Annotated in this window: 12 protein-coding genes; 5 read left to right on the top strand and 7 right to left on the bottom strand. The window is 67.2% G+C overall.

Annotated features, from left to right (window positions below):
- Window positions 1-231: 231 nt before the first annotated feature.
- Window positions 232-1383 carry an epoxide hydrolase family protein gene (locus tag A3862_RS29725; RefSeq protein ID WP_111474262.1) on the bottom strand — a complete coding sequence of 384 codons (1152 nt, stop codon included), beginning with the start codon at window positions 1381-1383 and terminating at the stop codon, window positions 232-234.
- Between the two features lie 29 nt (window positions 1384-1412).
- Window positions 1413-2309, bottom strand: coding sequence for an NmrA family NAD(P)-binding protein (locus tag A3862_RS29730; protein ID WP_205782314.1), 897 nt, complete (start codon window positions 2307-2309; stop codon window positions 1413-1415).
- A 103-nt stretch (window positions 2310-2412) separates the two neighbouring features.
- On the opposite strand from A3862_RS29730, the gene A3862_RS29735 reads away from it, so the two are divergent.
- Entirely contained in the window at window positions 2413-3297 is an 885-nt protein-coding gene (locus tag A3862_RS29735) for a LysR family transcriptional regulator (protein ID WP_043755412.1), read from the top strand.
- A 337-nt stretch (window positions 3298-3634) separates the two neighbouring features.
- On the opposite strand, the gene A3862_RS29740 is transcribed toward A3862_RS29735, so the two are convergent.
- Window positions 3635-4741, bottom strand: a complete 1107-nt coding sequence (locus tag A3862_RS29740; RefSeq protein ID WP_043755411.1) for a ring-opening amidohydrolase — start codon at window positions 4739-4741, stop codon at window positions 3635-3637.
- A gap of 490 nt (window positions 4742-5231) precedes the next feature.
- Between A3862_RS29740 and A3862_RS29745 the strand changes: the two genes are divergently transcribed.
- A complete protein-coding gene (locus A3862_RS29745; protein WP_043755409.1) occupies window positions 5232-6188 on the top strand; it encodes a helix-turn-helix domain-containing protein in 957 nt (318 codons plus the stop codon).
- A 262-nt stretch (window positions 6189-6450) separates the two neighbouring features.
- Here the strand turns inward: A3862_RS29745 and A3862_RS29750 are convergent, their stop codons facing one another.
- The 4 genes from A3862_RS29750 to A3862_RS29765 all read right to left on the bottom strand — a co-directional run bounded on the left by A3862_RS29750 (window position 6451) and on the right by A3862_RS29765 (window position 10679).
- Entirely contained in the window at window positions 6451-6771 is a 321-nt protein-coding gene (locus tag A3862_RS29750) for a hypothetical protein (RefSeq protein WP_236961610.1), read from the bottom strand.
- 252 nt (window positions 6772-7023) lie between these two features.
- Window positions 7024-7587, bottom strand: a complete 564-nt coding sequence (locus tag A3862_RS29755; protein WP_100793892.1) for a chlorite dismutase family protein — start codon at window positions 7585-7587, stop codon at window positions 7024-7026.
- Between the two features lie 499 nt (window positions 7588-8086).
- Window positions 8087-8959, bottom strand: a complete 873-nt coding sequence (locus A3862_RS29760; RefSeq protein ID WP_111474264.1) for a class I SAM-dependent methyltransferase — start codon at window positions 8957-8959, stop codon at window positions 8087-8089.
- Window positions 8960-9065: 106 nt separating this feature from the next.
- The gene (locus A3862_RS29765) at window positions 9066-10679 is read right to left on the bottom strand and encodes a GMC family oxidoreductase (RefSeq protein WP_111474265.1); all 1614 of its coding nucleotides are present in this window, start codon (window positions 10677-10679) and stop codon (window positions 9066-9068) included.
- A 642-nt stretch (window positions 10680-11321) separates the two neighbouring features.
- Here A3862_RS29765 and A3862_RS29770 point away from each other — a divergent pair.
- The 3 genes from A3862_RS29770 to A3862_RS29780 are packed head-to-tail and all read left to right on the top strand — an operon-like array spanning window position 11322 to window position 14432.
- Complete coding sequence (locus A3862_RS29770; protein ID WP_111474266.1) at window positions 11322-12002, top strand: Crp/Fnr family transcriptional regulator; 681 nt, start codon at window positions 11322-11324, stop codon at window positions 12000-12002.
- Between the two features lie 22 nt (window positions 12003-12024).
- Window positions 12025-12546: a FecR domain-containing protein gene (locus A3862_RS29775; RefSeq protein ID WP_111474267.1), complete on the top strand. Its 522-nt coding sequence runs from the start codon at window positions 12025-12027 to the stop codon at window positions 12544-12546.
- A gap of 14 nt (window positions 12547-12560) precedes the next feature.
- Window positions 12561-14432: a CHASE2 domain-containing protein gene (locus tag A3862_RS29780; RefSeq protein WP_236961613.1), complete on the top strand. Its 1872-nt coding sequence runs from the start codon at window positions 12561-12563 to the stop codon at window positions 14430-14432.
- Window positions 14433-14444 lie beyond the last annotated feature (12 nt).

The following is a 14444-nucleotide window of genomic DNA, read 5'->3' on the forward strand; positions in this document are numbered from 1 at the left end:
TCGATTGGATGCCGTGGGGCATCTGCTTCCTACACTTTCGTCCAAAAGCGGACCGTCTCCAAACGACCCATATCGACCGTCCCGACAGCCGTTGCTACGTCCCGAAAGCGGTCCTTCTCGGTGCTGGGCGACGCAAGTTCGAAGCGGACAGAGATCGGACGCGTCAGACGGGGATGCGGACGCGCACTGGACCACGATGATGACCTCGCGTGGAGGCCGAGCCACCTGGAACTATCCGACCTTCGCGAACGTCGCGCGCACATCTGCGACCAAGGCCGAAGGGTTCTCCATGGCCGCGAAATGTCCGCCCCTTGGGGGCCGGTTGTAATGACGCAGGTCCACGAAACGCTTTTCCGCCCAGCGCCGTGACAGCCGCATCACCTCACCGGGGAACACACTGACGCCGGCTGGCAGCGGCATGGGTTCGTTCGGCATACCCGCTTGGCCTTGCGCGTTGTCCCAATAGAACCGCGCCGAGCTGGCTCCGGCGTTCGGCAGCCAGTAGAGCATGATGTCGTCGAGCATGTGGTCCAGCGGGATCACGCGCTCGGGCTCGCCGCCGCTGTCGGTCACGTCCTGAAACAGCGCGTAGATCCAGGCCGCCAGCCCCACCGGCGAGTCCGCCAGCGCAAATCCGACCGACTGCGGACGCGTGTTCTGCAGCTTCATGTAACCCGACTGCACCCGGTCGTATCGCGCCATGCCGGACAGCATCGCCTGCTCCTCCGGCGTCGCGTCCGCGATCTCGTCCTCCGTCGGCTGGAACATGACCATATTCAGGTGGATGCCGGCGAGGCCGGGCGCGCGCATGTGCGCCAGCACCGTCACCACGGCCGCACCCCAATCGCCGCCCTGGGCGAACCACCGGTCGCCATAGCCCAGCCTCTGCATCAGCTCGACATAGGCGCCAGCGACGCGGCCGACGTTCCAACCTGGCCCGGTCGGCTTGTCGGAGAATCCGAACCCCGGCATCGAAGGGATCACGAGGTGGAACGCACACCGCGGATTTCCGCCATGCGCCGCAGGGTCGGTCAGCGGCCCGATCACGTCGCGGAACTCCAGGATCGAGCCTGGCCAGCCATGCGCCAGCAAGAGCGGTTGGGCATCGGGCTCGGGCGAGCGGACATGCAGGAAGTGGATGCCGAGGCCGTCGATAACGGTGCGGCTGCTGCCCCAGCCGTTGATGAGGGCTTCTGCCACCCGCCAATCGTAGCCATCGTGCCAGCGGCCGACCAGACGGCGGATGGCGTGCACGGTCGGACCTTGGCTCCCGTCGGTGACGGTGCCGGCATCGGGCCAGCGGGTGCGGGCGAGGCGGTCGGACAGGTCGGTCAGGTCGGCGTCGGCGACCCGGATCGGGAAGGGAGTGATAGCGTCGGTCATGGCATGGCTTTCCCTTGGCGGGTCGATGCTCAGCGGATCGTGGGGGCGAGGACGGCTGCGGCGCTGGTCCAATCGGTCTTGCCGTAGCGGGTGTTGTCGAAGCCGTGCAGCTTGCCGCGCCCGGTCGACATGTCGCGCAGGTATTGCATCCCCTGCCACGCCGGGAACGGCGCGTCGGTCTCCGGGGTCAGCGCGCGCGCGACAGCTATGATCGCGCTCAGGCGACCGATGCCGCCGGCGCGCAGCAGCCGCCAGCGCCGGCCTTCCAGGCTGGTCAGCAGCTCGGCCAGCCCGCGCGGGCTGATCTGATCGCCCGAGATGCGCAGATGGCGGGGCGCGGCAGGGTCGAGCGCCGCGTCCGCGGTGTAGGCGGCGACGTCGTCCTTGGCGGTGAAGTCGAACACCTGGTCGGCATCGCCCCAGAAGAGGACGCGGCGAAAGCGGTGCAGCACGATAGGAGCCTGACCCTTAAGGAGGTCGGCGAACGGCCCGTTGAGTATCGAGGTCGCACGGATCCGTGCCGCATCGAGGCGGGCCGCGAATTGGCGTCGCAGGTCCATGTTGCGATTGTCGCCCGGCCGGGTTGTCAGATAGTCCAGGCAGAAGTCGGACGGGATGAAGCGCGGCACGCCGGCTGCCACCGCCGCGTCGAGCAGTTGCCCTTGCGTGTCGAGGATCACCGGCGCGGTACCGTTCAGCGCAGACACGACGCACGCGGCGCCGGAGACGGCGTGAGTCAGCGCAACACCGTTTCCGAAATCCACGGAGACTTGCTCGACGTTGCCGCGGGCCAGCTCATCGGCCGGCCGGCGCACCAGCGCCCGTACCGGCCTACCCTTGGCCGTCAGTGCCTTGACGATCCGGGTGCCGAGATCGCCGGTGGCTCCTGCCACGACCACCAAGTGCTGGGTCTGCGCGCCATCCACCACTCATTCCTCCATCCGCTCGCCGATCAGGTGAATAGGCGTTGCGCTCTCCTGCGATTAGCTGGGCGAGATGGGACAGGGTGTTGCAAAAGGTGGAACGACAATGCAGCTCTCCGACCTGCGCGCGTTCGTGCGCATCACCGACCTGATGAGCGTGTCGGCCGCGGCGCGCGCGCTCGGCCTGCCGAAGTCGGGGGTCAGCCGCGCGCTCGCACGGCTGGAGCGCGATCTCGGCGTGGTGCTGATGGACCGCTCGACGCGGCATTTGCGGCTGACCGACGCCGGCACGCTGTTTCGGCCGCACGCGCTCCGCATCCTGGCCGACGTGGACGAGGCAGGCACGGCACTCGAAGGGTTGGGAGGCGTTCCGGCCGGTACGCTGCGGGTCAGCCTGCCTTTCACGGTCGCGACCGCACTGGTCGCTCCCATGCTGCCGGGGTTCATGGCCGCCTATCCCCAGGTCCGCGTGATGCTGGCGGTCGAGAACCGCTTCGTCGACATGCCGGCCGAGATGGCCGACCTGCTGATCCGGGTGGGACCGCTCGTAGACAGCGACCTGATCGCCCGCCGGCTGCTGGTCTCGGAGGCATGGCTCTGCGCCAGCCCCGGCTATCTCGCGGCGCGCGGGACGCCCGCTCACGCCGCGGACCTCACCGACCACACGCTGATCGGCTACGGCGATCGGGCCATGGCCTACCAGGACAATGCGACCGACGACGCCAGACGCATCGAGCTGCCGCCGGCCGTCGCCATCTCCGACTCCGCGGCTCTGCTGCCAGTGCTACTGGGCGGCGCCGGCATCGCGTACCTGCCAGATTTCCTTGCGAGGCCGTACGTCGCGGACGGCCGGCTGGTTCGGCTATGGCCCACCGCCGAGGGCATCGAGACCGTGATTCACGCGATCTACCCGAGCCACCGCAGCTTGTCGGCCAAGGTGCGAGTCTTCATCGACGCGCTGGTTGCCAGCTTCGATGGATTGCAGCGTTAGCGCTAAGTCGAAGCTGCAATCCGGCACAGGGTTTGCCGTCTTCCCGGGCACCCTCCCGGCTGATCGCCGATCCGGTCATTGCGCGTCTCACGGCATCGTCACAGTTGGATTGAGTGAATGTGTTGCCTTCCGATGTTCAATGTTTTCGGGACGGCAACATCGCCCATCAACGTCAGCTTTCGATGCGTCCTTGCCCTGAAGCCGAAGGATTGCCGTCCACCGATCGAAGGCGCTCGGAGGCGCGTTGGCGCCGCGGGAGCTGGCCGAGGGCTACCAGCTTGCTTTGGCGAACGGCCCTCGGCAGAGCGGACGAACTTCTGCGGCCCCGCGCACGGCTTCAGTCCCTCACGCGGGCGATGACCGCTACCGGCCCGCCGCCATCCGGCCCCTGATGCTCAGCGCCGCCGGAGACGAACAGGTCCGTCCGGCCGATCGCCGCGGCGGCCACGCCGCCGACCAAGGCGCGGGCGTGCCGGGTGGCGTTGATATCGCTGTCGTCGTTCATGATGTGGCGCCGTCCCCGGATCAGGCCGTCGTGGGAGGGCTCGGCCTTGGCGAGCAGGGCGATCACGCGCTCCGACTCATGAGGCGGCAACTGCCCCGCTTCCAGGAAGCCGAGGTCGGTGAGCACCCCCCGAATCGCGGGCAGGTCGATGCCGTCGTCCATGACCCGGTGGGCGATGGCGAGCGGGCCTGTCCAGCCCTGAGAGTTGCCGAGCACGATGATCTCGTTGCGCATCAGCTCGATCCCCGCCGAGCAGCTGGCGCGGCCGGAGAAAAGATCGCGTCGGGTGCCGATGGCGGAATCCGTGAGATGTTCGCGGTCGACCTCCCCGAGGGCGAGGGCGATGCCGAGCGCCGAGGCGCCGCGGGATAAGCCCATCGAGGCGTAGGGGTCGTGTGTGGCAACGCCGTGGCCCCGGGCGGCCGCCTCGGCGATCCGAGCGCTCGTCAGGAGCGGGCACTTCACCTGCACCAAATGCACGTCGGCGGGATCGGTGAGCCCCGCCTCTGCCATGGCCCGGCCGACCGCCGCCGCAGTCGCCTCGACCTGCGCCATCCGGCCGATCTCCTCCGCCCGGAACTCCTGCGTGAAGGCCGTGCCGATGGCGAGCGCCTTGCCCTCCGGCACCGCGGGGCCGTCACGCCGGGCGAGGACGAGGAAGTGCGGCGACAGCCCGCCTTCGGTGCCGCCGGACATGACGAGGGCGATCCGCGCGCCGACCTCCGCCGCCGTGCAGCCGAGGGCGGTGGCGAGCGCCGTCTCCAGGGCCATCACCGCAAGCTGCCGGGTGAAGTCATTCACGCAGCCATTGCCCTCGGTCTTGCCGAAGATCGCGACGATCTCGGTCACGTCCACCGCCCCGGAAGCGACGAGGCCCATCACCTCGGAGACGTCGGCGGGATGCTGCGCGGGCACGCGGAAGACGAGGCATTCGGGCATGGGGGAACCGGGGTGGAAAAAAGGGGCGCCGCCCTTCCATCGGGGCAAACCCATCGTCCGTCCGCGTGCCCAGCGACGACAGGGACCGGCACGATCGGGTGGCCAGCCGGGGCAAGCACAGACCGGACCATCTTCGGAGAATCCCTGCGCCTTCTATCGCCCGGGCGGAGCAAGTCGTCGATCGGCTCCCGACTCCGAACCAGCACATTGGCCCAATCTGCGGTAGAAGCAGACCATCTCCAGACCACTCCCTACCGCCGTTCCGGTAGCGACCCAACTCGGTCACTCAACCGGCCGAGATAGATTCCCATACGCGGACGCAGCTGGGTGCGACTTCCCGTTCACAGAATGGCGGCGCTATGGACACCATTTCTGAAGATTGTATACGATCGTCATAGATATCAGCTGAGGTGTTGTGTCTAGGTGACGACGACCATTCAACGTCGGTGATGGCACATGCCTCAGCGGGCGGTGAGCACAAGACCTGTCGATGCATCTTCTTCATTCTACAGCTATGCTGCCGCCTGCGAACAGCTTCAAGGTCTGGCGCGATCTGCTGGCGGACCGATACGGAGAGTTCGAGTTTACCCGCCTTGGTGACCTGCCGTTCACGAGCAAGGTCGAGGCGACGAAGATCGGGTCCTTGCCGATCGCGCGTTTCACGCAAAGTGCAGCAGAGCAGACAAGCCGAAGGCGCCCGTCGAGCCACGCCCCTGACTCGGTGCTGGCACTCTTCAAGCTGGCCGGAACGACGTCGGGAACCATGCAGGAAGACCGAGCGGCCGTTCAACGCCCCGGCGATCTGGTCTTGCTCAATCGTCGGCCCTCCGTGCTGGGAACAGCTGACGATGGCCAGTCACTAGTGATCGAACTGCCGCGCGCGCGCCTGGAGGGCCTGTTTGGTCCGTCCAACCTCTACACGTCCTTGACCATCGGGGCGGAGTTGGCCTCCACGACGCTGGCCCTGACTTACTTCCGGGAGCTGATCCGGGTCGAGGGACAGCTTGGCGCCGACACGGCGGAGCGCATGTCGTCGATCGGGCTGGACCTGATCATGGCCAGCATCGCTGAGCGCTTGGCCAAGGAAGTGCCCCGGCCGCTGCACGGTAGCGTCGTGGTCCAGCGTGCCAAGGCTTACGTCGAAGCCAATCTGCACGACCAGACGCTCGATCCGCCTCGACTTGCAGCCGCCATGGGTGTCTCGCTGCGGCGGCTGCAGGAGCTGTTCCACGAGCGCGGTCAGCACATCTCCGACTGGATCTGGGAGCGCCGGCTGGCGGTGGATGCGAAGCGCTTGGCCGACCCAGCCTCGTTGCACCTACCGATTGGCACGCTGGCTTATGAGTCCGAGTTCACCAGCCAGGCGCACTTCTCTCGGCGCTTCAAGCACAGGTACGGCTGCTCACCCGGTGAGCATCGACGAGCGGCGCAACAGTCAGTTCGATGATCCGGCTGAGGCTACGGATAGCGGCTTAACGGCCCTGCACACGCCAGTTGGTTTTGACCCCGAGTCGGGCGCACGATCCTTGTCTATCGATCATTAGAACTCGAACGTCATTTAACCTTGGTCGTTTGCTTGAAAGCAGACCGGCGGGAAACCACCCTGAGCGGCCCTCCCGCAATCTACCCAACTCGGTCGCAAGCGCGCATCTAAGCTTTTCTTCGAAGCGGACGTTCGAGTGCATAAGTCAGAAGCGGCTCCCCCGGCATCAGTGCGCCGGCGACCGCTCCAATGCGTCCGACGAGCGCTTCTTCTTTTTGCGTTTGCTCACCTTCAACACCACGTCCGCGTTGTCCTCGGCGATGCGCTCAGCCAACACGAAGTCATGGAGTTCAGCGGTCGCTCCGTCTGAAGCAGCCGACGCTTCCGTCACAGCATAAAACGCCGCGCGAACGATCTCCTTCTTGCTCGCCTCCGGGTGCCGTTCGCGGATGGCAGAACGGATCGCCTTCGGCTTCATCCCAGGGGCGGCAATCTCCTTCAGCGTGTCTGCGATCTCTCTGATCGATGCCATATTGCTCACCTGCACCTCACCCGCTCGGCTGGGCCACAATCCCGTCGGCCAATGCGACGTTCCGATGACGCGGCCACACAGCCAGCTTCTTACGCGAGACGCATTGTTCACGCGAGCGTGAGGCCTTACCGAGCGGGCACGTTCTTCATGAGACCGGAACGCACTTGGGGCGCGTCTGCAATGCGGCGCGCCCCTCTTTCGCCTCCTGCATGAAGGCTGGCGAGGTATGGCCCCGACAGCATCAAAGGCGGTTCTCGCCTAAATGGGTCAATCGCGCGTGAGGCGTATATCGACCTCTCGCTCCACGAAGGTCCATTCCCGCGTGGCCCTGAGGTTAGAGAGGAGAGCTTCGAAATCCGCCTCATGCTCTGGCGCAAACTCGAACCAAGTCAGAAAGTCAAACGGCTCACGAAGATCCCTGCTGTGATGAAGCCTTCTGGCAATGGCAGGAAGATAGTTCATACCAATCGTGGTGTGCTTGGAAGTCTCCTCGAATATTTCACGGCGCTCGTCTTGAGCCAAATCCCACCACTGCTGAGATTTTTTGATCGGGATCAGAGCGGCATGAGTTGCTGTCGGCCGATCAAGAGCAGCTTGTAAGCTCCGTAGCCTATTGGCTTCATCGCGTGTGGTGTAGCGGAGATTGCTAATAGCTCCGCGTAGACGCCATGCCATGCCAGAAGACGCCAAGTGTCCCGGATCTTCACTTTCACTCACCAAGCCAACTGACACAAATGCCACCTCTTCAAGGCGGGCTCCGGCCGTTGCCTCCGCGCGCGTAACCCGCCACGGGCCTCTGTCGCCGCCTGTGAACTCGATCACACAAGGCATGCCGTCGATCTCCTTGCCACGAGCCTAGTTCGTCGAAGCTCGCTTCGGGTTACACGCCAATACGAGGCGCACTCTTGCCAGAGAACCTTCTGTCTTTTTCGGCGAACCTGTCGTGGAGCGGACGTTTCACTTTGGGCATTTCACCAGCTTGTGAAAGTCCGTATTCTCGAGTTCAATACTCGAAAGCCGCCAGTCCGTTTTCCACCCAACCCAGTCATTCAGGGGCGCCCGCCACCACGACGGGATTTGGCCGAGACCCGCCGGTCCGCTTCGGGGGGCCAATCGCACGGGAGCGGCCACTCGAAGCGGTTCAGGCAGAGGCCTCAGGGTGCGCCCCAGCAACCGGATCGCGGCTTCGAAAGTCATTCGCAGGCGCGACGCGGCAGCGGCTCTCGAGCCGCCCGATCGTCGGTCCTGATCGCGCTGCCTTGGACCCGGTCGGTACTGGCCGGCTTGATGCGCACCGTCGCGGCAGGCCACCGCCTCGACGGAAAGCGTTCTACGCGCGTCGTCCCATCATGAGCGTGACCGGCTGTCCCGCAGAAGTCTCGATGGCGGTGAATTTACGGGAGCGAAGTTCAGCCTCCATCGCAGCACACGACCATAGGTGGCCGCCGCTTCGGGCCAGCCGCAGGGCTGCAAGCGTGGCGCCGACCGGATCCGGAGGCGGAGCGTAGAGACCGACAACAAGGTATCCCTTCGGCTCAAGGGCAACCGTTAGCCGGTCGAGCGCTGTCCGAGCCGCGTCCTGGGAAAGGAAGGGTGCCGGAAGCCACGTCAGCGCGTAGCCGGCTGGATCATCGAACTGGGTCACATCCTGCAGGCGGAGCTCAATACGGCTGCGGAATGGGCTTGCCGCCACGTTCGCACGGGCCAGTTCGAGGGCCGGCTCCCAGATGTCCAGGCCCACGACACGCAGCGAGGGCCACTGCGCTGCGGCTTCGAGAGCAATGCCGCCCACACCCGTGCCGACATCCAGGAAGCGCCCGGTGAGGGCGGCCGCGAGCGCCGGGCGGTCGGCCGCCAGGGCCGCCAAGCGCCGTACGACGACCCGCGAGGCTTGGCCCTGAGCCTGCAACATCGCAGGATCGCGGACCTGCCAGACGGGCGGTCGCTCGGGACACTCCAACAGATCCCGCGCCTCCTGCAGGGCGTGCGTGACGGAGGCCAGGGACGCGGAGACCTGCGCCTGATCACGGTCACCGAGGCCGCCCGGCACCACGGCGGCGACCACGTCGTGCAGCCGGCGCGCGACCTCGGGATGAATGTCCGGCGCCTCCTGCCGCAGGCGTAGGGCTGCACCGATCGCGGCAAGGCCTCTTGCCGCATCGCCCATCTGCCGCAGCGTGTGTTGAACGTCTTGGAAAGTCATCGGCGACCGCCAGAATGAAGTTCACCACGACGCGGCGTGGCGCCCGAAGCAGAAGAGCCGGACCCGGCAGCCACAGAACCCGGCCGGGCCGCGACCCGCAGGGTGATCACAGGCCGTGCGCCTGAGCGATCATCTGTGCCGCCCGCTCGCCGATGATGGCGCAGGGGGCCTGCGTGTTTCCCGCCGTCACACGCGGCATGATCGAAGCATCCGCGATGCGCAGAGCGTCGATCCCGTAGACGTTCAGCGATGCATCGACCACCGACATGGCATCGCGGCCCATCTTGGCCGTGCAGCTCTGGTGCCAGTAGGTCACGGCGGCATCACGGATGAAGTCTTCGAGTGCGTCTCCCCGGATGTCGCCCGGCATGGCCTCTCCGCGGACATGCGGACGAAACGCCTGGGCGTTGCCCAGCGCGCGGCACAGATCCACGCAGGCGACGGCCGTCGTCAGATCCGCGGGATCGGACATCATGTTGGCCTCGATCGCCAACGGCACTCCGGGATCGGCACTCGTCAGCCGAAGCCGGCCGCGGCTCGCCGGGCGCGCCAGACCGGCGAACATCGTCCAGCCCTGCGCCGGCACACCGCGCGCCGCGGTCCGATCGCTCGGCACGGGAAATTCGACCTGGCAGAAGAGCACGTCCGGCGCATCGAGCCCGGGGCGGCTCGTCCAATACAGGGTCGCCTCGCTGCCGCTGTTACGGGGGGCGATGGGTTCGGCATACTCCCAGATGCATCCGAACGAGACATGGTCCTGAAAGTTCTGGCCGACGCCCGGCAGGTGCTGCACCACCGGGATGCCGAAGCGCGTCAGCTCCGCATGGTCCCCGATGCCGGAATGCATCAGAACCTTGGGCGTCTGGATGGCGCCCAGGGACAGCACCACCTCGGCCCGGGCTCTGATCTCCAGGACCTGCCCGGCGCGGACCACTTCGACGCCGACCGCGCGCCGCTGCTCGATCAGGACGCGCCGCACGGTCGTGTCGGTGAGGACCGTCAGGTTGGGGCGGTCGAGCCAAGGATGGACATAGGCCCGGTAAAGCGATTGGCGCCGGCCGTCGCGAACCAGCATGTCCGAAATCGAGGCGCCGCCCGGCCCCTCCATCATCTGGCCATTCGGATGCGCGAAGGTCGGGATGCCGACCTCGCGGGCCGCATCGAGCATCGCGTGTGCGATGGGGCTGGGATCCGAGGCGGGCTGGACCCAGACCGGCCCGGACTCGCCGCGATACCGCGGATCCGGTGAACCCTGCCAGTTCTCGATTCGACGATAGATCTGGAGGACGTTGTCGTAACTCCACTCGGCATCGCCCGCCTCCGCAGCGAAGTAATCCCAGTCGCTGCGATGCCCGCGCGCCCAGACCATCACGTTGATGCTGGAGCCGCCCCCGAGACCTTTGCCCATCGACATCGACAGGGCACGACCGTTCAGGTGCGGGTTCGGCTGCGCCTCAAATCCCCAATCCCGATCGCTGCCCAAGTTGGCCGGCCATTGTGCAGGGTCGAGCACCGTCTCGGCATCGTCGCTGCCTCCGGCTTCGATCAGCAGCACGCGCAGGTCGGGATTTTCCGCGAGGCGCCGCGCCACGACCGAGCCCGAGGATCCGGCGCCGCAAATGATGACATCGTATTGCGAGCGCAGGTCGGCGACCAGGCGCTGCTGGTTCTCCTGCGCGCGCCGGGATGAATCGCGGTCCTCGCGACGAGACTGGCTCATGATATGTAACATCCTTCTAATGCTGCGCTGCCGTTGCTGATGAACGGAGTGATTTGTCCCGCCAACACGGCGGATCCCGCGAAAATGATCCTAAGCCGCAGGAATTCGGGTGGATGTTCCATGCCTTCGACCTCCGCGACTGTGATCGACGTCACACCGGAAGCGCGGGATGAAGTTCACGAGGGCCTGTTCGCTTCGGCTCCCGATTGCGTTACGGAGATCTTCGCGGACCTGCATGCCGCGCTTCGCGTGATAGGCTCGGTTCACCCCCACGCCATTGTCGTCGATCTTGCCGACGGAGATGCGTCTTGGTCCGGCCTTCTGCATAGCCGCGGGGCGAACCGATCCCTCGGTCACAGCCGCATCCCGGCTGCGGGAACCTCCGACATAGCAGGGCCGTCCGAAGGTTCGGCGGGCAGCCCGGATCGCGTCTCCCCGAGAGGCGGTGGCGGCCATACGCGATCGCTGGCCGATAGCCGGTCCTCGTGGGACGGCGTGGCCAGCCGGGCTGTGAGTTTTGTCACGGACCCGCCCGCCGGTCAGAGGCGACACGGTGCGGCATCATGCTGACACCAGGCTGCGCCGCGGAGAACTCTGCGGAGCGCACACGAGCCTGGGCCGGCACAGTCGAGAGAGGATGTCGTGAGCGCGCCGAACAGGCTTGTCGGGCTCTTGGCCGCCAACGCGTTCTTCGCCGAGCTGGGCCAAGACGCTCTTCGTGCCATCGCCGGCCTTTGCCGGATGCGCAGCGTTGCGCGTCACGAGATCCTCTTCCAGAAGGGGGACCCAGGCGATGCCCTCTACGCGATCCGTCGCGGGCAGATCCGCATCGCCACCGGCACCGAGGACGGCCGGTCCGTGACGCTCAACCTCCTCGGCCCGGGCGATGTCTTCGGCGAGATCGCCCTGCTCGATGGCCATGCCCGCACCGCAGAGGCCATCGCGCTCGAGACGACGGATCTCTTCGTCATCGACCGGCGGGACTTCCTCGAACTCCTGGCGCACGACGCGGCCCTAGCGGCGCGGATCATCGGCTTCCTGTGCCGACGGTTGCGCTGGATGAGCGAGCGCATGGAGGAGGCGACACTCCTTCCCCTCGATGCCCGGCTGGCGCGGCGTCTGGTTATGCTGTCCGAGGATTACGGCGCAGAAATCCAGGTGACACAGCAAGAACTCGCCGCTTACGTTGGCGCGGCGCGGGAAAGCGTCAATCGCGTCCTTCAGGATTGGCGTCGATCCGGCATCATCGATCTTGGGCGCTCACGCGTGCATGTGAAGGTCGCGCCGCGTCTGGCGGCCCTCGGCGCGCCCTCACGGCTCTGAGGCGGCAGAAGGGATCCACCCCATGAGGAATCTCGCGCGCGTCGTGACCGCATTCGCGGCCGTCGTCGTCCCGGTCACCGTCCATGCCCAGACGCGCTGCACGGAAACGACCCGCTTCGACCCGCCTCTGCGGATCCTGCGATGCACCGACGGGCTCACGCTCGAAGCCGAGCGAGCGGCCACGTTACGGCCGGTGGATCGGGACGGCGACGGGCAGCTCGAGGGAGCGGAGATCGGCGGCAGCGCCGTACTCGTGACCCTGCCGCCGCGCTCGAAGACGCGCCGGGGCGGCTTCCAGATCCTCACCCCCCACGCGATTGCCTCCGTGCGCGGCACGATCTACGCCGTCGATGTGACCACCGCCAAGACGGCGGTTTTCGTGGCTCGCGGCCGCGTCGCCGTCGCGCGCCGGAACACCCCGGCCGTGTCCGTCACGCTCGGCCCGGGTGAAGGCGTCGATGTCGGTGAGGATCAGGCCCCCCTGGACGTGCGACGGTGGCCGCAGGAGCGCGTCAGAAGCCTGCTCGAGCGCTTCGGGCGGTGAGAGCCGCGGGTCCGGTGCCGGGGCTTGAGTCGATCTCGCGCCCCGGGCGGACCAAGCGACGCTTCGCCCTCCTCATGTTCGTGGCCGCGCTGGGTTGGAGCGGCTGGCTCGCGCACCTGCACATCGCCGGACGGGCAACGCCCCTCGATTACCTGGAGGCGGCGGCGACGGACCTGCGCATGCGCCTGGCCGGTCCACGCACGCCGCCCAAAGATGTCGCGATCGTCGCCATCGACGACGAAATCGTCCGCCGGGAAGGAGGCTTTCCCATCTCGCGCACGACGATGGCGCGGCTGATCGAAACGATCGCCGCGGCCCACCCCCGTGCGCTCGCCGTCGATGTCCTGTTCCTCGAAGACGGGCGCCAGCCCGAGGCGGATCATGCCCTCGCCGCCGCCCTCCGCAAGGTGCCCGCCGTCCTGGCGGCGGCAGCCGTCTTCGACGAGGCCACGAACGAAGGGGGCATCCCGGTCGCCACCGCCGTGCATCGCCCGATCCCGGTGATCGGCGCGGCCGCGCTGACGGGACTCGTCAACCTGTCCGAGGACGCCGCCGGCGTTCCGCGGCACCTTCCTCTCGTTGCCAGGGCGGACAACGGCGTTGCGGCCCATTTCGTCCTGCGCACAGCGGCCCTGGCGGCCCGGAGCGATCCGGTCCTGACCGAGGGACAGGTCCGGATCGGGCCTGCCGTCATCCGGCTCGACCTCGGCTATCATCTTCCGCTCCGTCCCTACGGGCCGCGGCGCTCGATCCAGACCTTGAGCGCCGCCGCACTTCTCGATGGGACGGCACCCGTCGCCGCTCTGGCGGGCCGTGTCGTGGTGATCGGCGCGACGGCACTCGGGGGCAGCGACACCTTTGCGACGGCGTTCGATCCCGTGATGCCCGGCGTCGAACTGCTGGCGACCGGCATCGCCCATCTGACCGCGGGCGACGGACTCGTGCGCGATGCGCGCGTTCGGCGGCTCGACGGGGTGGCGGCCGGGATTCTCGCGGGCGCCGCCGTGCTCCTGATCGCGCTGGCCCCACCGCTCCCAGCAGCCATCCTCGTACTCCTCCTCCTGGCCGCCTGGTTCGCTCTGGGCACCGTCGCCTTCAGCCAGGGCATCTGGATGAGCGCCGCCCTGCCGCTCGCAGCCGCTGGCCTGCCGACGCTCCTGTGCGCGGTGGCCCGCCAGACGCTGGATCGCCGTCAGGGGCTGAGGCTCGCGCGATCGGAGCAGGCCCTGCGCCGACTTCAACCCGCCGCGCTCGCGGAACGGCTCGCCTGGGACCCGACCTATCTGGCTGCACCCCTCACGCGCGAGATCCCAGTGCTCTTCATCGATCTGACCGGCTTCACCGGCCAGAGTGAGCGCCTGGGCCCGGTCCGCACCCGCGCCCTCCTCAAGACGTTCCACGATCTCGTGGACGAGACCGCCTCGTCGCACAAAGGCCTCGTCGTCAACTTCATGGGCGACGGCGCGATGGTCGTGTTCGGCGCCCTGGACCCCGATCCCGCGCAGGCCGAAAACGCCGTGCGGGCAGCCGGCGATCTCATCGTCCGGACCCGCGACTGGATCGCGCGCGATCCCGAACTGGCAGGCGCCGGACGGGCGCTCGACGTGCGGATCGGCGCGCATTCCGGACCGGCGATCCTCTCGCGCCTCGGCAGCGACACCAATCAGCAGGTCACGGCGACGGGCGATACCGTCAACGTCGCGAGCCGCCTGCTGGCCGTGGCGTCGGAGGCCAAGGCCCGCCTCGCCGTCAGCGCCGATCTCCTGACGGCTGCCGGCATCGTTGAGCCGGCCGGCCTCTTCGACGAGCGGCGGACGGCTTCCATCCGCGGACGGTCCCAACCCATCGCGGTTTGGTTGACGCGCGAACCTGCGCGGCTGCCATAGATCCCGCGCAAC

It is taken from the genome of Methylobacterium sp. XJLW (assembly GCF_003254375.1).
Taxonomy (GTDB): domain Bacteria; phylum Pseudomonadota; class Alphaproteobacteria; order Rhizobiales; family Beijerinckiaceae; genus Methylobacterium; species Methylobacterium fujisawaense.